Consider the following 22,767-nt stretch of genomic DNA (forward strand, 5'->3'; position numbering starts at 1 on the left):
TAAGAGTGGGGTTTAAAATAGGTGTTAAAAGTTTGTCCAAAAGTAAAATGAGCAAAACTGGACAAAATGAAAAAACAAAAAAACAGCAAAACTAGTGTAATGCTATAGATATCAATGGTTGGCATATATATCATGTTAGGAAGCACCAATGTATGTATATAGACACAATAAAAAAAATAAAACAGATTATGTCCACCTTTTGTCCATTGAAAAACACCTTAATTCATATTAATATCATGAGTAAAACTTCAAAAATTAATAGTTCCATAACAATTCTTAACACTGAAATAACAATGATAATATTTAGGTAATCTTGATAACTTTTCTATAACCCTAACTTAATAAAAGCACAGTAATGGCTTAACAAGATTTTTGGAATACCCATCTAATTTTGAGAGGAAATAATAACTAAAAATCAATTAAAAAAATTATGAAAAAATTATTTAGCTTTTTATCGCTTGTAATTGCCCTAACAATTATTCCTTTATCAGTAGTTAGCTGTGATATTGAGGACGGTAAAGATGGAAAAGACGGTATTGATGGTATTGATGGGCAAGACGGAGAGGACGGTGCAGATGGTGCAGATGGTATTAACGGTTCTGATGCATCAGTATATTTAACTGCTTCTAAAACCCCCGGTCTATTAACTGTAACAAGTGACTTTGTAGGAATTAAAATTACACCTTTATTATCTTCTGAAGATGTAATTCCTAACACACCTGATTTTGTGTATGGCTCTATGGCTGATGGTGCTGGCTTACTTAAAAACGATGATGGGACATTTACGCTTATTAATAATATTGAAGCAGATTATTCTATTGCCCGTATTAAATTAACTGAAAACTTAAGACCATATTCTGGTGAGTACATACTAAATGCTGCTGCCACTGCTGAAACTGCTCAATGTTCTGGATCCTTAATTACACCTGACGAGCATGGTTTTGGTCCCTTGTACCTTTCTGGAGGTGAGTGGGGAGGTTCTTCTAAAGGAGTTTTTGTTACCGACCCTGCAAAGGATGCTGCCGATGCTGGAATAGGAGAAATGTTAACTGCTTTTGGACAATGGTCTACTGAAAATGCTGTTGTAATAGGTAAAGATGCCTATACTGATAAAACTGTTGCTTTTATAGGAGATGATCATTCTGACAACAGTGTACCTTCTGGACAACTAGGAATGTACGTTGGTAATAGAGGAGATTTAACTGGAGGAAAACTATATGGATTAAAAGTAACTTCTGCTGGAATTACATATGAAGTGGACATGGTAGAAGGAACTGAGTATAATGCTGAATTTGTTGAATTGACTGAAACAGAAATTACTGCTTTAGACACTGAGGCCAAGAGCAAAGGTGTAATGGGGTTCTCTAGATTAGAAGATATCGACTGGAGAAGAGGTTCTGCTGGTAATCAAAGAGAAATATATTTTGCAGTAACAGGTAGAGATAAACCAGATTTAGTAGGCAAAGGAACTCGTTTGGGGCGTATCTATAAAGTAGTACTTAACGAAACAGATCCTACTGGTGCTTGTACAATTACCTGTGTTCTTGATGGCGATAAAGAAGGAGGTAAAGCCGATGGCTTTCACTCTCCAGACAACATTCTAGTTACCGAAAACTATGCATACATCCAAGAAGATCCAAATGGTTATGCAGATTTAAACCCTGATATTGTAGGATACGCTAAACTATACCAATATAATTTAACTACTGGTACGGTTAAAACAGTTTTAGAATGCGATCAGGATAGAGCTGCAACAATAGGATATGGTACAGATAGAATGTGGGAAATTACAGGTATGATTGATGTTACTGATATTGTAAACAATGGGGATAACAACTTCCTATTAATTACTCAAAACCACGGTTGGAATCCTGCCGATGGCACTTCATTTACAGACCCAAAAGCCAACCCTGATTTAGCAAACAGAAGAGAAGGTTCACAATTATACCTAATAAAAGGTTTAGATAGATAAAAAATGAGCACATATTTGAATGTTACGTTCAGAGCTAAGACATATGCAATAAGCGTATGTCTTTTGCTTTTGTATACATCTTGCAAACAAAAAGAAAATCTAAGGAAAGAAAAACTCTCTAATACTGAAAAGCTTGAGAAATTATACCGAAGCCATCTTAAAATGGCTTATCAATATTTAGACAGTATTCATGTAGAAAACACAAATAAAATTAATGAAGTATACTATCTAAAATCAAGATATAATTTCAAAAAAAGCGAACCCATTTTGGCTTATTTTGAGAAAGAAAACTATAAATCTTTAAACGCTCCTAACTTATTAAGAGTTCACGAGGAAGACCCAACTGACATAAAGATAAACCAACCCATAGGTTATCAGGTAATTGAAGAAAACTTATTTGTAGATGTTATTGACACTTTAGTTATAGAGCGTGCAATAAGAGTTACCAGGGATAGATTAAAACTAATAGAACATAATACAACACTAAAGTTTAAAGATTATCATATTTTATGGCTTATTAGAGACGCTATTGTTAGAACTGCAACTACTGGACTTTCTAATTTTGACTCACCAGTATTTGGAGAATCCCTCAAGGAATCCTCTTTAGCACTTAGTACTTTAGATGAGGTACTTAATATATATAAAAATAATTTCAACAACCAAAGTATACTTAAACAATGGAGCTCTGAAATACAAAAAGCAATTAAGACATTAGTAGATACTGACTTTGAGAATTTTAATCGTTATCAATTTATAAAAACACATACAAACAAACAATTAGAATTATTAAATACTACCCAAAAAGATTGGAACATAGATTTTCCTTTTGAACTGGCAATCAAAAATAACACAACTAGCTTATTCTCTAAAAACAGCTTTAATTTAGATTTCTTTTCAGACTATAAAAGCGATACTACTCATTTAAAAACTAAGATAGAACTGGGTAAAGTACTATTTAATGACAAGAGGTTCTCTATAAACAACGATATGTCTTGCGCAACATGCCATATTAAAGAAAAAGCATTTACAGACGGTAGAATCACTTTTAATAAAAATTTAAATAGAAATACACCAACCCTAACCTATTCTGGTTTACAAAAATCTTTTTTTATGGATAACAGATCTGGGAGTTTAGAGGGACAAATCGTAGGAGTAGTAACCAACCATGATGAGTTTAACACAGACTTAAATCATATTGTTAAAGTCGTAAAAAATGACAAAAAGTATTCTAAAGCTTTTGATTCTTTATACAAAAGAGGTGCTACTGATATAAATATAAGACATTCAATTGCATCCTATGTTAAATCTTTAAATGCTTTTGATTCTAAATTTGACAAAAACATAAATGGAGAGGTAAATAGTTTAACCAATAAAGAAATAAAAGGGTTTAATCTATTTATGGGAAAAGCTGCTTGTGCAACATGCCATTTCCCACCTCTGTTCAACGGTACCATTCCTCCAAATTTTAACGAAACAGAGTTAGAAGTTATTGGTGTCCCAAAAACTAAAAAAAACAAAATATTAGATGATGATTTGGGTCGCTATTATTTATTTAAAACAGATTCTAGAAAAGGAGCATTTAAAACACCTACAATTAGAAATATTAATCTTACCTCTCCGTATATGCACAATGGAATATATAACAATCTAGAACAGGTAATGGATTTTTACAACAAAGGTGGTGGAAAAGGACTTGGTTTTGATATCCCATACCAAACATTACCTTTTGACAGTTTAGATTTAACAGAAGATGAACAACAAGCTATTATCGCATTTATGATGACTCTAACCGATACTTCTATATGAGGATTATAAAAACCTATCCTAGAAAATTATATTGGCCTATTTTATTTTTATTACTAAAAAATCTCTTTTCAATTATCACAACTATTAAAAGTTAATTTTTTTGTTAAAAACTATTGATTACTAAGCTTTTGTCTCTTTTTTTTGTAATTTCAGTTAAACCTTAATTCCTTAAATTATGAAAAACATTACCAATATGAGATTAGGATTAGTTTGTCTGCTGCTGTGTTCGTTTTTTATTATGCATGCACAAAACACACAAGCCATTAAAGAAGTAAATGGCAAAGTTATCGATGAGGAAACCAAAGATGTACTTGTCTTCACAGATATTGTTGTTGATGGTACCAATATTAGTACCGTTACGAACTCCGATGGAGAGTTTTTATTAAAAATCCCTTACAAATACTTAGATGCAAAATTGGTAGTTACACATTTAGGTTATGAAAGAAAGTTGCTAAATATTATTGATTTGGGCGACTACGAAAAAATCATGTTAACACCCAGTGTTACCAAATTAAATCCTATTAGCCTCTCTGCATCCCCTAAATATGATGCGCGAACATTAGTAGAAAAAACATTGGCAAACAAAAGTACGGCGTACAATGACAAAAATGCATTAATGACAGCATTCTACAGAGAAACTATAAAGAAAAGACGTAAGAATGCATCTTTATCTGAAGCTGTGGTTAAAATTCATAAACAGCCTTACAGTAGTCTTCGTAATGATCACATAGAACTCATAAAATCAAGAAAAAACATAAATTATAACAGGTTAGATACACTAGCTTTAAAACTACAAGGAGGTCCATTCAGTAATTTATATACTGATTTAGTAAAATATCCTGAATATATTTTTAACAAAGAGGATATTGATTTCTATGATTTTAATTATGAGAACTCCACCAATATTAACAAAAACCTCGTGTATGTAGTTAACTTTAAGCAAAAACCCAATGTAAAATCGCCCTTGTATTATGGCAAATTATATATAGATGCAAATACACTTGCTTTAACCAACGCTGAATACAGCTTAAATGTTAAAAACAAAGAATTGTCTAGCTCTATATTTGTTAGAAAAAAACCAAGAAAAGTTGATGTGTACCCAACCGAAGCCACCTATAAAGTAAAGTATAGAACACAAAATGGCAGATGGCATTATGCTTATAGCAATATTGGGTTAACATTTAAAGTAAATTGGGAAGGGAAACTATTTAATAGTATCTATACACTTAATAGCGAAATGGCTATTACAGATTGGGAAATTCCAAATACAAAAATTGTCAAGGCACGAGATAGGATGTTAAAACCATCAACAATTTTAACCGAAGCAACCTCTGGATTTGCTGATCCAAAATTTTGGGGAGATTATAATATAATAGAACCTGAGAAATCTATAGAAAATGCAATCAAAAAAATTAAGAAGCAACTAGATAGGCAAACCGCCAAAAAACAGGAATCATAAAGTTTATAAAAACTAAAAACCGATTAGTACTCAGTAAATTCTAATCGGTTTTTTAGTTATACTACTTTTCCATAAAGGTCAAAATCCTCAGCTTCAACAATCTTCACGTTAGCGAATTCTCCAGTTTTAAGGTATACTTCATTGGCATCTATGAGCACTTCATTATCTACATCTGGGGAATCAAATTCAGTACGTCCAATAAAGTAATCACCTTCCTTTCTATCAATTACCACTTTAAACTCTTGCCCTATCTTCTCTTGGTTGAGTTCCCATGAAATTTGGGATTGAATTTCCATAATTTGGTTAGCTCTATCTATTTTAACTTCTTCAGGAACATCGTCTTCCAAATTATAAGCATGTGTGTTTTCTTCATGAGAATAAGTAAAACAACCCAAACGCTCAAATCGCATGTCTTTTACCCATTGTCTCAATGTTTCAAAATCCTCTTCAGTTTCTCCAGGGTATCCAACAATTAATGTTGTTCTAATCGTTATTTCAGGTACTTTTACTCTAAATTCTTGTAGTAATCTGGTTGTTTTTTCCTTTGTAGTACCACGTCTCATACTCTTTAAAATAGTATCAGAAATATGTTGTAACGGAATATCTAAATAATTACAAATTTTTGGCTCACGTTTCATCACTTCTAAAACATCCATAGGAAACCCTGTTGGAAATGCATAATGTAAACGAATCCACTCAATACCCTCTATCTTTACCAAAGCTTCCAACAGTTCAGCAAGATTTCGTTTTTTATATAAATCTAAGCCATAATAGGTTAAATCTTGAGCAATTAAAATCAACTCTTTAACGCCATTAGCAGCCAGCTTTTCAGCTTCAACTACAAGTTCTTCTATAGGTGTTGATTTGTGTTTTCCTCGCATTAAAGGAATAGCACAGAAAGAGCAGGGTCTATCACACCCTTCAGCTATTTTTAAATACGCATAGTTTTTAGGGGTGGTGGTTAAACGCTCTCCTATGAGCTCATGCTTATAATCTGCTCCAAGTGCCTTTAAAAGTCCTGGCAACTCTGTTGTACCAAAATATTGATCTACATTAGGAATTTCCTTTTGTAAATCTGGTTTATAGCGTTCACTTAAACATCCCGTAACAAACACTTTATCTACATCTCCAGCTTCTTTTTTTTGCATGAATTCTAAAATAGTATTCACACTTTCTTCTTTGGCATTATTAATAAACCCACAAGTATTTATCACAACAATGTTGCCTTCTTCTTCATGAACCACATCTTTTCCACTGGCTTTTAGTTGCCCCATGAGTACTTCACTATCGTAAACATTTTTACTACAGCCCAGAGTAACTACATTAATTCTATTTTTTTTAAGCGATTTTGTGCGCATAACTGTTTAAAAGAGGTGCAAAGATAGGTAATGATTTACGAATTATAGAAAAATCCTTTTCCTCATATCTGGTTAGATTTTTAAGTTTTTAATCAAGAGATTCCAGTTTCCACGGCAATGACAATATCAAAGGAAACCTCGATACTAAATATCGAGGAATTTCTTTTCAATTAAACCTTTTATATATTTGTATGTCCTAAATTGAAAACCTACAGTTATGAAATGAGCCATGACACTTAAATCAAAAAAAGTATCATATGAGTTTATGGCGCATTACATCTGTATATAGTATAACAACAAATTCTAACAGATGAAAATCAATATTTTCTACCTTCTTATAACGATCTTCTCCGTATGTAGTTGCTCTTCAGAAGACACAAATAGCGATACACCAGAAATTATTAACGATAGCATATATTTTCCTCCATTAAACTCTGATGTTTGGGAAAACAAAACTATTGAAACCTTAGATTGGAATCACAGTGAATTACAACCACTCCTAAACTTCCTTGAAGAAAAAAACACCAAAAGTTTCATGATACTTCATGAAGGTAAAATTGTAGTTGAGGCATATATGAATGGACACGACGCCATAAAACCATGGTACTGGGCAAGTGCTGGCAAAACGTTAACTACCTCCATTTGTGGAATAGCTCAAAAAGAGGGGCTATTAAATATCAACAACAAAGCTTCTGATTATTTGGGTAACGGCTGGACGAGTATGCCTTTGGACAAAGAAAGTTTAATTACTTGTAAGCATTTATTATCTATGAATTCGGGTTTAGATGATAGTTTAGGAGATAATATATCAAAAGAAAATTTACAATATAAAGCTGATGCAGGAACACGTTGGGCATATCATAATGTATATAAAAAAATGCAAGATGTAGTTTCAGTAGCCAGCAATACTTCTTGGAGTTCTTATTTTGAAAGTAAACTAAAAAGTAGAATTGGAATGAATGGTGCCTGGATTCAAAGTTCAGACTTTAATGTATATTGGAGCGATACACGAAGTATGGCGCGTTATGGATTAATGATTTACGCAAAAGGTAAATGGGAAGACGCACAAATTGTTCCTGAAGCCTTTTTAGAAGAAGCTACCAATACTTCACAAGACATTAATAAATCGTATGGTTATTTATGGTGGTTAAACGGCAAAAGCAGTTACCGCTTGCCTGCTAGTCAGATAGAATTCAACGGAACGCTAATTCCTAATGCACCAAACGACACTTATGCTGCCCTTGGTAAAAACGATCAAAAAATATATGTAGTACCTAGTAAAAAACTAGTTATTGTTAGAATGGGAAACTTCGCTGATGGTATTAACTTTGCGCGTTCAGATTTTGATAACGAGTTATGGGGTAAGATCAATGCATTGATTAACTGACTATAATTTTCGAAAACCTCAGGGGTATTTAAACAAAAAGTTACTTAAAAAACGAATCTACAAACTCATATTTGTTAAATACTTGTAAATCGTCAATACCTTCTCCAACACCTATATATTTTACAGGGATTTGAAATTGATCTGAAATACCAATAACTACACCTCCTTTTGCGGTACCATCCAGTTTGGTAACTGCCAACGATGTTACTTCTGTGGCAGCTGTAAATTGTTTTGCTTGCTCAAAAGCATTTTGTCCTGTGGAGCCATCTAAAACTAAAAGTACATCATGAGGTGCATCATCCACCACTTTTTGCATGACGCGTTTTACTTTGGTTAACTCATTCATGAGATTTATTTTATTGTGCAAACGCCCTGCCGTATCTATAATAACCACATCTGCATCTTGGGTTATAGCACTTTTTAAAGTATCAAATGCTACAGAAGCTGGATCGCTACCCATAGATTGTTTTACAATAGGTACATCAACACGATCTGCCCAAACCTGTAGTTGATCTATAGCTGCTGCCCTAAAAGTGTCTGCAGCTCCTAAAACAACCTTAAGTCCCTGCTTTTTAAACTGACTCGCCAATTTCCCAATGGTAGTAGTTTTACCAACACCATTAACGCCAACCACCATCATCACATAAGGTTTTTTACTGGTTGGAATACTAAACTCTGTTTCCTCTCCAGAATTAGTTTCTGATAGTAAACTTGCTATTTCTTCACGTAAAATTTGATTGAGTTCATCTGTACCTAAATACTTGTCTTTGGCAACACGCTCTTCTATCCGTTCTATAATTTTTAACGTAGTATTTACACCCACATCACTAGTTACCAATACTTCTTCAAGATTATCTAAAACCTCATCATCTACTTTAGATTTTCCTGCTACAGCTTTACTTAATTTTCCAAAGAAACTTGATTTTGATTTTTCTAGCCCTTTATCTAAAGTTTCTTTTTTTTCTGAAGAGAATATTTTTTTAAAAAAACTCATTTATAATTTTTATCGTTTTTAAAACTGTTTTACTTTTTGCATTAGGTATCTTGTTAATAGTAAAGAACCATATACTAAATAACAATATTCCTGCCTTTATGAAATACCTGTAATATTGTCATAAAATAAACCTGAGAGGTAAATATAAAAAAAGCTGCTCTCTTTAAAGACAGCAGCTTGATATATTGTGGTTTTTAAACGTTTTATTTCTTGTTTAAGAAATCGTTTACTAAGTCTGGACTCATTACGGACTCTACAAACATGTAAGCTCCAGTTTTTGGAGACTTAACCATTTTTATCGCTTTGGTTAATCTTTTAGATCCTGTTTGTAACGATGCTACTGCTTTTTTTGCCATGGCTGCTTTATCTTTATAGTTCTACGTTTAAAACGTATTATTTAATTTCTTTATGAACCGTCATACGCTTAAGTATAGGGTTAAATTTCTTTAACTCCATTCTATCTGGCGTGTTCTTTTTATTTTTTGTGGTAATGTACCTTGAAGTTCCTGGTTGTCCAGATTCTTTATGCTCTGTACATTCTAAGATTACCTGTATTCTGTTACCTTTCTTTGCCATTTTATACTACTTTGAGCTACTTATTTTAAAAAACCTTTAGATTTTGCTTCTTTAATAGCAGCAGAAATTCCTATTTTGTTGATAGTCTTTAAAGCAGAAGTTGACACTTTTAAAGTTATCCACTTGTCTTCTTCTGGAATGTAAAAACGTTTCTTTACTAAGTTAGCATCAAATCTGCGCTTAGTTTTATTCATTGCATGAGACACGTTGTTACCAACCATTGCCTTTTTCCCTGTAAGTTCACAAACTCTTGACATTACTTTTTAACTTTTAAATGTGTTGTTGCTTAAAAACGAGGTGCAAATATACTTAAATTTTGAATTATGGCAATTAAAATACCGAATTTTTTAAAGAGATTTATTTGAAGTAAAAAGCTCCTCTATAACGAGATGGTTCTATTAGGGTTTCAAAGATTTAAAACTTAAAAAATTCTGATATTTTAGATTCCCGCATATGCAGGAATGACAATGTAAAAGAATATCTCAACACTTTGTGTTTCGAAGTGCTTTTTTAAAACATCAATTTTTCAAAATTTCTTTTTCCAGCATTTCTAGAGCTTTATTCACAGCTCTTTTTATAACACGCTTCCTAGCTGCACCTAACATAAACGATTCTGAAACCACTTTATCTTTTGTGGCTATAGCTATGAAAATAGTACCAACCTCAGCATTAGAATCACCTTTAGAGGGTCCCGCGTTTCCTGTAGTAGCCAAACCATAATCGGCATTAAATAACTCCCTAACATTTTTGGCCATTGCCTCTACAACTTGCGCACTTACCACCGAGTGCTTTTCTATGAGATCTTTAGGGACTCCCAACACCTTGACCTTAGATTCGGTAGCATAAGTTACTACGCCTCCATTAAAGTACGCTGATGCTCCGGCATTTTGAGTAAACTGTTCTGCCACATTACCTCCAGTGCAACTTTCTGCTATAGCTAGAGTTTTTCTTAATTGCGTAAGTCGGTTAGCAATTATCATCTCTAACGATTGTGCCTCATCTTCAAACCCAACAAAAGCATCCTCTATTAAAGGTAACACCTTTTCTATCTCCCTATCAATATTTTGACGCACTACATCTTCAACAAGTCCTTTAGATGATAAACGCAACCTCACACTACCAAGTTTTGGCAGATAAGCTAATTTTACCGTTTCCGGAAGTGCTTCTTCCCAAGCTTCAATACGCTTTGCTATAGTACTCTCACCTAAACCATAGGTTAGTAAAGTTTTATGCAGAATAAACGGAAACTTGTATTTGGTTTTTAGTTTTGGGATTACCTTATTAACCAAAAGTTTTTTCATTTCAAAAGGCACACCGGGTAAAGACACGAATGTTTTCTCTCCTTTTTCCAACCACATGCCGGGCGCTGTACCAAGTTCGTTCATCAACACTGCAGCCTTGGAGGGCACTAAAGCCTGATCCTTATTAATCTGCAACAATGTTTGGCGTACATATTTCTTCCAAATCTCCTCAATATTTTTGGTAACAGCTGCATCACGTATTAACGTATCATTAAAATACTCTGCAATGGTTTTTTTGGTAATATCATCCTTAGTTGGGCCTAGACCACCTGTAATAATTATGATATCTACCCTACTTTCTGCGTCTTTAAATGCTTGAAGAATATGATCCCTATCATCTTGTACTGAAGTAATTTGATAAATGGAAACTCCAATACTATTTAGGGTTTGTGCAATAAATGCAGAATTGGTATCTATAACCTGACCTATAAGAAGTTCGTCGCCAATGGTTATGATTTCTGCTAACATCCTTACAATCCAAAATCTTGTTTAATCTCTGCAATGGCATTTTCTACAGCGACAATTACTATTTCCAACTTATCGGTAATATCCATATCAGTTTTGGTAAATTTCCCCCAATCTTGAACTTCAATTAAATCTTGCAATACTCCCAGTTCAAACAAGTCTACCGTTGGTTTCATTTTATGGGCTGCTTGATAGGCCGTATGGTAATCTTTTTCAGCAACCGCCTTTTTTAAACGTTCAGCATCTTCTGGCACTTCTTCTAAAAAAGTAGCAGCTAGTGCCATCACAAAATCATCATCATTATCCGCTAATTCCTTTACTCTAAATAATTTATAATGTTGTTCCATGTTATTTAACAGTTATAGAAAATAATTCTTTGTCTTCTATAAAACCTTTTAATTTGTCATTAGCAACAACCCTACCAACTCCAGCAGGCGTGCCCGTAAATATAATATCTCCAATCTTTAAAGTGAAATATTTGGAAACATATTCTATCAATTCATCAATTTTCCAAAGCATGTGGCTAGTATTTCCTTTTTGTACAATAATATCGTTCTTTTTTAGAGAAAAATTAATTTTATTAACATCTTCTATTTCTGTTTTTGGCATCCATTTTCCAACTACAGCTGCACCATCAAATGCTTTTGCCTTTTCCCAAGGCAAGCCTTTAGCTTTTAATTTACTTTGTAAATCTCTGGCAGTAAAGTCAATACCAAGTCCAATGTCGTCGTAATATTTGTGTGCAAATTTCTTATCTATATGCTTACCTACTTTATTAATTTTTACTAAAACCTCTACCTCATGATGTATATCTTCAGAAAAATCAGGAATAAAAAAGGGCTGCTTTTTCAATAAAATAGCCGTATCTGGTTTTAGAAACACTACAGGGTCTGTTGGTTTTTCATTTTCCAACTCAGTAATATGCTCTGTATAATTTCTACCTATGCAAATTAATTTCATATCAAGCCTCTCCTAACCTCTCCAAAGGAGAGGAACTCTTAACGTTAAATTATAAACTTTCAATTCTGTACTCATGAGTACATTATATTTTATTTGGGCGTTACCCACAAGGGGTCGGGCTTTCTCTACTCAATCCCTCCTGCGTCGGGGATTTCAAACATGCCGTTCAATCCCTAACGCGCCACTCTTGCTCTAGTAACCCGCTCCTAGCCTATTTAAGGAGGGGAACTCATACTTAAAAAAGTTATGTTTTCTTCAGCTACATAGCCCAATATTACATCCTCTATCTACCGCTTACTGCCTACTGCTTACTGCCTACTGCCTACTGCCTACTGCCTACTGCCTACTGCCTACTGCCTACTAAAACTTATTATTAAACTGTCGTAACTTGATAGCTGTGAGTACCTTTTTTGTATACAGCGGAAAATCTGCATTTAATAACCACCCAAAATAACCGGGTTCTTTTTCAAGTATTTCAGTGACTAGTTTTCCTTTATGCTTTCCAAACGCAAAGCACTCCTCGCCTTTCTTATTATAAGCTATAAACCCTGCAAAATCTGCAAACTTCTTTCTGGAACTAAACTCTGCTAAAAACTTAGTATCATTCTCCAAAGTATCATACTTAGCGATTTGCGCCTTTAAAACTTCGTAAGTTGCATTGGTATCTGCTTCAGCACTATGGGCATCGTCTAAATTTTTATCACAATAAAATTTATATGCAGCACTCAATGTACGCTGTTCCATTTTATGAAAAATAGTTTGTACATCAATAGCTTGTCTGTTTTTCATATCAAAATCCACATCGGCACGTAGCATCTCTTCTGCCAAAAGTGGAATATCAAACCTATTAGAATTAAACCCTCCTAAGTCAGAATCCTTTATCATATTATATACCTCCTTGGCCAGTTCCTTAAAGGTAGGCTTGTCTGCCACATCTTCATCAGAAATCCCATGTATCTCAGTAACCTCTTTGGGAATTTTCATTTCTGGATTCACACGCCATGTTTTGCGCTCCTCTTTTCCATTAGGGTATACTTTTAAAATTGCAATTTCAACAATTCTATCAGAAGTGATACTGATTCCAGTAGTTTCTAAATCAAAAAAACAGATGGGTTTTGTTAGGTTTAGCTGCATTAAATGTTGTATTTATGTGTCTTGATTGATGTTGCAAAAATAAAAACCCAACCGCTAGAGGTCGGGTTTCCGTTTATAATTTTAGTTCTTCTATACTTCCCTGTGCATATCCCAAGCCTCCAAATAGTCCTTCACTGCTTTAACAAACATACCGCCTAAGGCTCCGTTTACTACACGATGGTCGTAAGAATGTGATAAGAACATTCGATATCTTATACCTATAAAATCGCCCTCTGATGTTTCTATAACAGCTGGAACTTTGCGAATAGCCCCCAAAGCTAAAATACCAACTTGCGGCTGATTTATAATTGGCGTCCCCATAATACTGCCAAATGATCCTACGTTAGTTACCGTGTAGGTACCATCTTGAATCTCATCTGGACGTAATTGGTTGTTTCGTGCCCTATTTGCTAAATCGTTAACTTGTTTTGTAATACCAACCAAATTTAGTTGATCAGCATCTTTTATAACAGGAACAATCAAGTTGCCATCTGCAAGGGCGGTTGCCATACCCAAATTGATGTTTTTCTTCTTAATTATCTTGTCTCCATCAACAGAGATATTCAATAATGGATAATCCCTTAACGCTTTGGCTACTGCTTCCATAAAAATTGGCGTAAACGTTAATTTCTCTCCTTCGCGTTTTTCAAACTCATCTTTTACTTTATTCCGCCAGTTCCATATTTTAGTCACATCAGCCTCAATAAAACTTTGCACGTGAGCAGAGGTGTGTAAAGAATTCGTCATATGCTGGGAAATCAATTTTCCCATGCGTGTCATTTCAATTATTTCATCCGCTCCACTCACTACAACTGGTTTAGGCTCAGCTTTTGGCAGAACAGGTTTAGGTTGACTCAACACTGTTTCCTTGACCTGTAAATTCGGGGCAGGAGCTGCTCCTCTGTTATCAATGTAGCTTAAAATATCATTTTTGGTAACTCTACCCCCTTTACCTGTACCGTGTATGGTATCCAATTCTTCTTGAGAAATACCTTCTTGTTTGGCTATATTCTTAACCAATGGGGAATAAAAACGCTCGTTGCTCGAGATTGCTGGCACCTTAGAGCTAACTTCTGCTTTGGCAATTTCAACTCGTTCTGTTAGCTCACTAACTATTGCTGGCGTATCTTCGCTCTTAAGCTCTCCAGTTGTTTCAACAGCAAGAATATCATCTCCTTCAGTTTCAATAATTGCTATAACTTGTCCTACTTGAACTATATCATCAACTTCAAAACGTTTTTCAATCAACACCCCCTCCACTTCACTGGGTATTTCACTATCCACTTTATCAGTAGCTATTTCTAATACTGCCTCATCCATTTCAATGGTATCTCCAACATCCTTTAACCAAGATGTGATTGTTGCTTCTGCAACACTTTCCCCCATTTTCGGTAATGTTAATTCAAACTTTGCCATTTATTTAAACTAAAGCCTTTATTTTTTATTTAGATTGCAAAATTAATTAAAAATCATCAATTTCTTTAAATTAAACTCAATAATAAGCTCAAAAATTTATAATCTCTCCTCTACTGATTGCATCATCGCTACCTACAATAAAGCTAGAACTATTGGGTAATATTTTATAAGTCCATTTTCTATGCCCATTCGCATCCATAATATCTATAATACTAGCATAGCTTAAGTAATTAGCATCCAAAATAATTTCCGTTTCATTTTTAAAATCGCTAATTGCATTTTTAACAACAGTATCTCCTGATAAAACTGCTTTTAATTTATCATTGTCTTTATTGGAAATCAGTGCATATTGACTAACAAACTTTGTTTTCTCTATCTTGGTGCCCCTAAACATATACACAATTCTTATCCCTAATCTCACAACGAGGTCAAACAAAATGTTTTTCTTGAAATGTTTATGGTAAAATATCTGCATTGCCCCATAAAACCTCCGTGCATAATTTTTATCTCTTAAAGTACTCTCCCCTTTAAAATGGATTGCTTTTACACTCCCTAAATAATAATTTTGAAAACCTGCTTTTAACAATTTATAAGATAAATCTATATCCTCGCCATACATAAAATAGTCCTCATCAAAACCACCTACTTTTGTGTAAGCTTCTTTCTTTAAAAACATAAAGGCTCCTACCAAAACATCAACCTTACCCACCTCTTCTTCAGAGAGGTCATTAGCGTAATACTCTGAAGCATCTCCAAATATTTTTTTAAACGCAGCCTTTACATAAGGAATATTACGCTTACTTTCAGGTAAAAAACAGCCTCTACCATCTATCAATTTACACCCAATAGCACCCAAACCTTTCTTTTCTCCACTAAATTCCAGTAGCTTTTCAAAAGTATTTTCAGCAATTACCGTATCGGGATTTAAAATACATATATACTCGCCTTGTGCATGGGAGACCCCAATGTTATTCCCCTTAGAAAAACCATAGTTTTCTTTATTTTCGATTAATTTAACATCAGGAAACTTATCCTTAATCATCTTACAACTACCATCTTCAGAATCATTATCTACCACAATAATTTCTGCATCAATAAAAGCTGTAGCGGCCTGTACACTTTTTAAACAGAGCTCTAAAAAGTAGCGCACATTATAATTTAATATAACTACGGAAAGTTTCAAAAAATATAGTTTATAGTTTTAAAGAGGATTCAAATGGTACACGATTCAAAATACTTCTGCCAAGTGTAACCTCATCTGTATATTCCAATTCATCTCCAACAGAAACACCTCTGGCAATGGTAGATGTAGTTATGTTGTATTCTTTAATCTGTTTAAAAATGTAAAAATTAGTCGTATCTCCTTCCATAGTAGAACTTAATGCAAAAATAATCTCATCAACAGCTCCTGATTTAACTTTAGCAACCAGAGATGTAATGTTTAAATCATGCGGACCAATACCGTCTATTGGAGAAATCTTACCTCCTAAAACATGATAAAACCCTTTAAACGAACTTGTGTTTTCTATAGCTATCACATCTCTAATATCTTCAACAACACAAATCTCACGACTATTTCGATTAGGGTTGGCACAAATTTCACATAATTCCACATCACTAATATTATGACAGGATTTACAAAACTTAATATGCATTCTCATATCAAGTAATGCTTGAGACAATGCTTTTGTTTGTTCTTTAGGCTGGCGCAACAAATGTAGCACCAAACGCAATGCTGTACGCTTACCAATACCTGGTAATTGAGAGATTTCATTCACTGCATTTTCTAACAACTTTGAGGAGAATTCCATGATTGCGAAAATAGTACTTACATATCAATTTCGCTAATTTTAAAACCTGCAATCAAAATACCTAGTATTCTGTTTGGAGTTTAAATTTGAATAGTTGTATTTTGAGAACTTGAAAACGAATTTTATGAGTGTTACTCAAATCCTACTTTTAATAGCAGCTTATTTTGTAGTGTTGATTTTAATATCCTACTTTACAGGGAAAGAGGATTCTAACGAAGCCTTTTTTAAGGCCAATAAATCGGCTCCTTGGTATTTAGTAGCTTTTGGCATGATTGGAGCTTCGCTTTCTGGGGTCACTTTTATTTCTGTTCCGGGTGCGGTAGAAACGAAACAGTTTGGGTATCTACAAGTAGTTTTAGGTTACTTTTTTGGATATTTAATTATCGCTTACGTGCTTTTACCTTTATACTATAAACTCAATTTAACTTCAATTTACACCTATTTAAAAGATAGATTTGGTATCATCAGTTATAAAACCGGATCTATAGCGTTTCTTATTTCAAGAACTGTAGGTGCTGCATTTCGATTGTTTTTGGTCGCGAAAGTATTACAACTATTAGTGTTTAATCAGTTTGGAATACCCTTTTTTATTACCGTAATCATTACTATAGCCCTTATTTGGTTATACACCTTTAAGGGAGGTATTAAAACTATAATCTTTACCGACACATTACAAACCTTATTCATGCTGATATCTGTTTTTGTTACCATTGTGTTTTTAGCTTCTGCTCTTAACTTAAACAGTATTACAGAGGTTTACGCAAACGTCGTGCAAAGTCCTTTGAGCAAAACATTCTTTTTTGAAGATGTGAATAATGCACAATATTTCATTAAGAGTTTTTTAGCAGGTATGTTTATAACCATAACAATGACAGGGTTAGATCAAGACATGATGCAGAAAAATTTGACCTGCAAAAATCTAAAGGAAGCTCAAAAAAATATGGTATCGTTTAGTGTTGTATTAATTTTTGTTAATATCCTTTTTCTAGTTTTGGGTTTATTACTTACACAATATGCCAACCAACATGGTGTTACGGCAAAAAAAGACGATTTATTTCCAACTATAGCCATGCTTCCCGAAATTGGTATACTAACCTCAGCATTCTTTTTATTGGGTTTAATAGCCGCTGCATATTCTAGCGCAGATTCTGCGCTTACATCTTTAACAACGTCTTTCTGTATCGATATAATCGAATTAGACAAAAAACCTAAGAATACTCAAAAGAAAATTAGAAAAAACGTACATATTTTGGTAAGTGTTATTTTAGTGCTTGTGATTATTCTCTTTGATATTATTTTTAAAGATGTATCTGTAATTTGGGAACTATTTAAAGCTGCTGGCTATACGTACGGACCCCTTTTAGGACTATTTGCCTTTGGTATTTTTACTAAAAACCAAATTAAAGATAAATATGTATGGATTATAGCTGTTGTAGCTCCTGCTTTGTCTTATACTCTAAACAAATACTCTGTAGAACTTCTAAATGGGTATCAAATTGGATTTGAAATACTAATTATCAATGGCTTGCTAATGTATCTGGGTTTAGTACTGATTGGTAGAAAGCAACACTAAAGTACAAGCCGCTTCAAAGCCAATATTATGAGTTTTTAAAATTTTATACAGTTCAGGGTTTTCTGTTCCGGGATTAAAAATAACGCGTTTCGGGTTTAAAGAGACGATATAATCGTAATACTGCTTTTGTCGTTTTGGACTTAGATATAAAGTGACGGTATGAACGTTTTCATAATCCAGTAACTCTGTATCTATGTTTATCCCTGACACCTCTCCTTGTCTCAGCCCAAAAGCCACAGTTTCTACTCCATTTGCTACCAATCGTTGTATGGCATAATTAGAGTACCTATTGGGCTTCAAAGAGGCTCCAAATACTAAGGTTTTCCTTTCCTTCATGTTAAAAAAATTAATTTTTTGTTAAAACTAGTAACATTATTCTAAATGATACGTCTATTTGTTACTCACAAACATCATCAATCAAAAACAATCAATCCAAAATGAAACATCTTTTTTCATTAAGCATCATTCTATTTGCTTTTTTTTCACTTTCAGTTCATGCAAACCCAACAGATCCCAACGATGCCAAAAGGGGGATTATTTCAGGTAAGGTTTTAGACGCAAAATTAAAACAACCCTTACCTTATGTAAACGTCATCATTAAAGATACCAAAGGAACGACCTTAACCGGAGGTATTACTTTAGACGATGGTTCTTTTAAAATTGAAAAAATTGAGGAAGGTAACGTTACTGTAAGCATACAGTATATAGGCTACAAAACTTACAACAAAAACGTTACCCTAAAAAGAGGGAATTATAAAGTTGATATAGGCAATGTTTATCTTGAAGAAGAACTCGAAGACTTAGAGGCAGTTACAGTAGTTGCCGAAGTTTCTACCATACAGCAAAAAGTTGACCGAAAGGTAATTACAGTAGGTAAAGATTTAACAACTGCTGGTCCTACGGCAAGTGATATCATGAATAATTTACCTTCGGTAAATGTAGACCAACAAACTGGCAACATAAGCCTAAGAGGTAACGAAAATGTACGTGTTATGGTAGACGGCAAATTAAGTAATGTGCCTGTTGCTCAACTTCTTCGCCAAATCCCTTCCACATCTATTAAATCTATCGAGCTTATCACTAATCCTTCTGCAAAATATAACCCTGAGGGCATGAGTGGCATCATCAATATTAAACTACATAAAAACACACAAATAGGCTTTAACGGAAATTTAAATGTTGGTGTTACCAAAGAGATTTTTGCAAAATTCAACAGTTCTATTGATATGAATTACCGTAACGGAAAATTCAATTTCTATGGGAATTATGGTAACAATATTGGCAAGTATGATAATTTTGGAAATATAAATAGACTTGATGATGATTCTCGACAAGATTTCAAATTCGGGAATGATAATGAGTCGCATCTTTACAAGTTTGGTGTAGATTTTTATATGAATGACAAAAACACTATTTCAATATTTACCAACCAAAACACCTTTAACGGTAATGGTTTTGGAGACACCTTTATCACATTTCCCGGCCCTATTAATCAGGCTCAATTATTTAGTAATATAACAGATAACATATCGAGCCAATACAACCTAGCTTATAAGCATGTTTTTAACGAAGAAGAAAACGAAACTTTAGATATTGAGATAGACCATAATAATTTTGAAAACGATGAAATAGCAAATTTCAACTTTAGAAACTTTAGCTTTCCTCCTAATTATGTTGATATGGTAGACACCAAAAGAGACCAGACGTTTATTAATGTAGATTACGTTAAGCCCCTAAATGAAACATCTAAACTTGAAGCTGGCTTAGAAGCGCGCTTCTTTAATTCTGATGTGGATTATAGTTCTACAGGTCAAACCTTTGATGATCAGGGCAACATTATCCAAACCCCCAGTACTGATTTTGAATACAACAGAGATATTTTCTCTGCATATTTTACCTATGGAAAAACTATAAACGAAAAATGGAACTACCAAATAGGTGCAAGATTTGAACAGGTATTGGAAGATGCTGACGCACTTCAATTTTTTGCTGACAATACAATAGCATCTATTCCTTTTGAAAATGATTATTTTCAAGTGTATCCTTCTATTTTTGCAAGTTACAAAGCTTCGGATAAAAACACTTATCAATTTAGTGCTAGCCGACGTGTAGACAGACCAGGCTTGCAACAAGTAAACCCCATAAGAGAATGGGCCACACCAAGAGTTTCTTCATTTGGAAACCCAGAATTACTACCACAATTTACAAACTCAATTGAGCTGAATTACACACGTAAATTAAAAAAGGGAAGTGTAACCGGAGGTATATTTTTTAGATTAATTGAAGATAATATTAACCGTTTTGTACGCATTGACAGAAACAATATTCCAGCAGGAAATGCTATTTTAACTTTTGGTAATTTTGACAATACCACAGCTTATGGTGTAGAACTGTCTAGCAATTATAGACCTACAAAATGGTGGAGTTTAAACGGGAGTTTCGATTTATACTCGCAAGAGCAAAGAGGGATTACAGAAATAATAGATACCGACGATTTAACAAATGCTACTGAAGCAGATATCATTACACAAAACACAAAAGTTGATAATGTGGTGTGGAATTTAAGACTCTTTAACAACTTTAAAGCCTCTAAAAAGTTAAGTTTTTCTTTGTTTACCATGTATCGTGGCAAAGAGAAAGGCATACAATTTACAAGAGAACCTATGTTTATGCTTAACACTGGAATGCGTTATTCGTTCCTAGAACAACAGCGTGCCACACTAAGCTTTAATTACAGCGATATTTTTAATACCATGAATTTTGAGTTTAAAGCCAGAACTCCTTACCCTGGTATTGGACAGTTTAATTGGGAAAGCAATACTTGGAACATTGCTTTTTCTTATAGGTTTGGAGGTGGCAAGTACCGTGCTTTACGCAGAAAACAAAGAGATAATAACACAAAACAAGGTAGTGGAGGCTTCCTATAAATAGTATTTTAATAATCTAATAATAGTTGATGGTTAGTGTTATCTTTAGATTATTAAATAGAACCCCCAAAGCTTAAACTTTGGGGGTTTGTTTGTATTAATAGCATTGTTAAAAATGTTAAAATTTCAATACCATCACAATAATCACAATCCCAACACGTTACATAGTAACCAAAAACCGTATTTAGTAATTATTTGAGTTAGTCGCTTTTAAAAAAAATCATTAAAACGGTTAGTGTCTTTGGACACATTCAAACTCGAAATTCATGAAATTTCGAGTTTTGTTTTCGTATTAAAATAGATGGGCACACCCCAACGTAACAGCATTATTTTGCTATTATCATCATCTAACTAAGCTATAAGAGCTTGTCTTTTCAAAATTTGTGTTAATTGAAACTAGCTGATAATAGCATTAAAAAATCCGAAACTCCGCTATCATGCATTGGTTTCGGATTTTTGTTTCTTAAGATCGTCAGTAACAGAAGTTTGATATTTAATCTACCACCAACCACATCGTTATTATTTTATTAAAGTTACCACTTCATAATAACACTTCCCCAGGTAAACCCACTACCAAAAGCAGCAAGCACCACTGTATCGCCATCGTTAATCTTACCTTCCTCCCAAGCCTCGGTTAAAGCTATAATTACTGATGCTGCTGTGGTGTTACCATATTTTTGAATGTTATTAAACACTTGGTCATCCCTTAAACCAAACTTCTTCTGTATAAATTGGGATATTCTCAAATTTGCTTGATGCGGAATCAACATATCTATATCCTCTTTTTGTAGATTATTGGCCGTTAACCCTTCTACTATGGCTTCACTAAATCTAACCACAGCATGTTTAAACACAAACTGTCCGTTCATATATGGGTAATACGACGTATCTTCCTCGTTATTCGCCTCTAAAATTTCTGGCACCCAATGCCTTATACTTGGCCCTTCCACTACTAACTCCTCAGCATGTTTCCCTTCAGAATGCAAATGGGATGACAGCACACCTATTGTATTATCTTCAGTTCTGGTCATTACAGCGGCACCTGCACCATCTCCAAAAATAACAGACACGCTTCGTCCGCGAGTAGATTTATCCAATCCTCCAGAATGGTATTCTGCACCTATTACCAGAATATTGTTATACATACCAGTTTTAATAAATTGGTCTGCTACAGATACAGCATAAATAAAACCAGAACACTGGTTTCTTATATCCAAAGCACCAACCGTTGGCATGTCTAATATGTCTTGAATTTGCACCCCACAACCCGGGAAGTAATAATCGGGACTTAATGTTGCAAACACAATAAAATCAATATCATCCTTGGTTAACCCTGCGCGTTCTATAGCGATTCTTGCTGCTTTGGCTCCCATTACTGCAGATGTGTCGCCCGAACCTTCTTTTATCCATCTACGCTCTTGTATACCCGTACGCTCTTGTATCCATGCATCGTTGGTGTCCATCATTTTAGACAAGTCATCGTTTGTAATAATATTATCAGGCACATATTTACCAAGGCCAATTATTCTAGAGTTATACATATCTGCAAATTTTGTTTAACCAAAATACGAAAAAATAATGGTCAAATTTCAAACTCCAAAAACTAAAGCCTAAAGAAAAAGCTGTGT

General features: G+C 33.9%; 20 protein-coding genes. 6 read left to right on the plus strand and 14 right to left on the minus strand.

The features are described from left to right. The first annotated feature begins 430 nt into the window (after nt 1-430). The 3 genes from JS605_RS11605 to JS605_RS11615 all read left to right on the plus strand — a co-directional run bounded on the left by JS605_RS11605 (nt 431) and on the right by JS605_RS11615 (nt 5,237). Nucleotides 431-1,972 carry an alkaline phosphatase PhoX gene (locus JS605_RS11605; RefSeq protein WP_203257896.1) on the plus strand — a complete coding sequence of 514 codons (1,542 nt, stop codon included), beginning with the start codon at nt 431-433 and terminating at the stop codon, nt 1,970-1,972. Between the two features lie 3 nt (nt 1,973-1,975). Beyond that, the gene (locus tag JS605_RS11610) at nt 1,976-3,778 is read left to right on the plus strand and encodes a cytochrome-c peroxidase (protein ID WP_203257897.1); all 1,803 of its coding nucleotides are present in this window, start codon (nt 1,976-1,978) and stop codon (nt 3,776-3,778) included. A 175-nt stretch (nt 3,779-3,953) separates the two neighbouring features. Beyond that, nucleotides 3,954-5,237 carry a carboxypeptidase-like regulatory domain-containing protein gene (locus JS605_RS11615; protein ID WP_203257898.1) on the plus strand — a complete coding sequence of 428 codons (1,284 nt, stop codon included), beginning with the start codon at nt 3,954-3,956 and terminating at the stop codon, nt 5,235-5,237. A gap of 56 nt (nt 5,238-5,293) precedes the next feature. Here the strand turns inward: JS605_RS11615 and rimO are convergent, their stop codons facing one another. Further along, nucleotides 5,294-6,595: a 30S ribosomal protein S12 methylthiotransferase RimO gene (rimO, locus tag JS605_RS11620; RefSeq protein WP_203257899.1), complete on the minus strand. Its 1,302-nt coding sequence runs from the start codon at nt 6,593-6,595 to the stop codon at nt 5,294-5,296. Nucleotides 6,596-6,905: 310 nt separating this feature from the next. Between rimO and JS605_RS11625 the strand changes: the two genes are divergently transcribed. Next, nucleotides 6,906-7,982, plus strand: coding sequence for a serine hydrolase domain-containing protein (locus JS605_RS11625; RefSeq protein ID WP_203257900.1), 1,077 nt, complete (start codon nt 6,906-6,908; stop codon nt 7,980-7,982). Nucleotides 7,983-8,022: 40 nt separating this feature from the next. On the opposite strand, the gene ftsY is transcribed toward JS605_RS11625, so the two are convergent. From ftsY to recR, 11 genes are all read right to left on the minus strand, one after another. Further along, on the minus strand, nt 8,023-8,976 hold the full coding sequence (ftsY, locus tag JS605_RS11630) for a signal recognition particle-docking protein FtsY (protein ID WP_203257901.1): 954 nt from the start codon (nt 8,974-8,976) through the stop codon (nt 8,023-8,025). A gap of 203 nt (nt 8,977-9,179) precedes the next feature. Beyond that, nucleotides 9,180-9,332 (minus strand): DUF4295 domain-containing protein, encoded by a 153-nt coding sequence (locus JS605_RS11635; protein ID WP_092579066.1) that lies wholly within the window; start codon nt 9,330-9,332, stop codon nt 9,180-9,182. Nucleotides 9,333-9,369: 37 nt separating this feature from the next. After that, the gene (rpmG, locus tag JS605_RS11640; RefSeq protein ID WP_092579068.1) at nt 9,370-9,552 is read right to left on the minus strand and encodes a 50S ribosomal protein L33; all 183 of its coding nucleotides are present in this window, start codon (nt 9,550-9,552) and stop codon (nt 9,370-9,372) included. A gap of 20 nt (nt 9,553-9,572) precedes the next feature. Next, nucleotides 9,573-9,809 carry a 50S ribosomal protein L28 gene (gene rpmB, locus JS605_RS11645; RefSeq protein WP_057778512.1) on the minus strand — a complete coding sequence of 79 codons (237 nt, stop codon included), beginning with the start codon at nt 9,807-9,809 and terminating at the stop codon, nt 9,573-9,575. A gap of 261 nt (nt 9,810-10,070) precedes the next feature. Further along, nucleotides 10,071-11,321 carry a competence/damage-inducible protein A gene (locus JS605_RS11650; RefSeq protein WP_203257902.1) on the minus strand — a complete coding sequence of 417 codons (1,251 nt, stop codon included), beginning with the start codon at nt 11,319-11,321 and terminating at the stop codon, nt 10,071-10,073. Nucleotides 11,322-11,323: 2 nt separating this feature from the next. Then, on the minus strand, nt 11,324-11,665 hold the full coding sequence (locus tag JS605_RS11655) for an Hpt domain-containing protein (protein ID WP_203257903.1): 342 nt from the start codon (nt 11,663-11,665) through the stop codon (nt 11,324-11,326). A 1-nt stretch (nt 11,666) separates the two neighbouring features. Next, the gene (locus JS605_RS11660) at nt 11,667-12,278 is read right to left on the minus strand and encodes a fumarylacetoacetate hydrolase family protein (RefSeq protein WP_203257904.1); all 612 of its coding nucleotides are present in this window, start codon (nt 12,276-12,278) and stop codon (nt 11,667-11,669) included. A gap of 360 nt (nt 12,279-12,638) precedes the next feature. After that, nucleotides 12,639-13,412: a 3'-5' exonuclease gene (locus JS605_RS11665; protein ID WP_203257905.1), complete on the minus strand. Its 774-nt coding sequence runs from the start codon at nt 13,410-13,412 to the stop codon at nt 12,639-12,641. Nucleotides 13,413-13,502: 90 nt separating this feature from the next. Beyond that, entirely contained in the window at nt 13,503-14,828 is a 1,326-nt protein-coding gene (locus tag JS605_RS11670) for a dihydrolipoamide acetyltransferase family protein (protein ID WP_203257906.1), read from the minus strand. An 88-nt stretch (nt 14,829-14,916) separates the two neighbouring features. Continuing rightward, nucleotides 14,917-16,011 carry a glycosyltransferase family 2 protein gene (locus JS605_RS11675; protein ID WP_203257907.1) on the minus strand — a complete coding sequence of 365 codons (1,095 nt, stop codon included), beginning with the start codon at nt 16,009-16,011 and terminating at the stop codon, nt 14,917-14,919. Between the two features lie 10 nt (nt 16,012-16,021). Next, nucleotides 16,022-16,639, minus strand: a complete 618-nt coding sequence (gene recR, locus JS605_RS11680) for a recombination mediator RecR (protein ID WP_203257908.1) — start codon at nt 16,637-16,639, stop codon at nt 16,022-16,024. 124 nt (nt 16,640-16,763) lie between these two features. On the opposite strand from recR, the gene JS605_RS11685 reads away from it, so the two are divergent. Next, entirely contained in the window at nt 16,764-18,212 is a 1,449-nt protein-coding gene (locus JS605_RS11685) for a sodium:solute symporter (RefSeq protein ID WP_203257909.1), read from the plus strand. On the opposite strand, the gene JS605_RS11690 is transcribed toward JS605_RS11685, so the two are convergent. Then, nucleotides 18,183-18,548: a CoA-binding protein gene (locus JS605_RS11690; RefSeq protein ID WP_203257910.1), complete on the minus strand. Its 366-nt coding sequence runs from the start codon at nt 18,546-18,548 to the stop codon at nt 18,183-18,185. The two genes, JS605_RS11685 and JS605_RS11690, sit on opposite strands and share 30 nt — an antisense overlap. Nucleotides 18,549-18,649: 101 nt before the next feature. Here JS605_RS11690 and JS605_RS11695 point away from each other — a divergent pair, with 101 nt between their 5' ends. Next, nucleotides 18,650-21,139, plus strand: a complete 2,490-nt coding sequence (locus tag JS605_RS11695) for a TonB-dependent receptor domain-containing protein (RefSeq protein ID WP_203257911.1) — start codon at nt 18,650-18,652, stop codon at nt 21,137-21,139. A 533-nt stretch (nt 21,140-21,672) separates the two neighbouring features. Here JS605_RS11695 and JS605_RS11700 read toward each other — a convergent pair. Continuing rightward, the gene (locus JS605_RS11700; RefSeq protein WP_203257912.1) at nt 21,673-22,680 is read right to left on the minus strand and encodes a 3-oxoacyl-ACP synthase III family protein; all 1,008 of its coding nucleotides are present in this window, start codon (nt 22,678-22,680) and stop codon (nt 21,673-21,675) included. Nucleotides 22,681-22,767: the final 87 nt, after the last annotated feature.

Origin of the sequence: Hyunsoonleella ulvae (assembly GCF_016827605.1) — a bacterium.
GTDB classification, from domain to species: Bacteria; Bacteroidota; Bacteroidia; order Flavobacteriales; family Flavobacteriaceae; genus Jejuia; species Jejuia ulvae.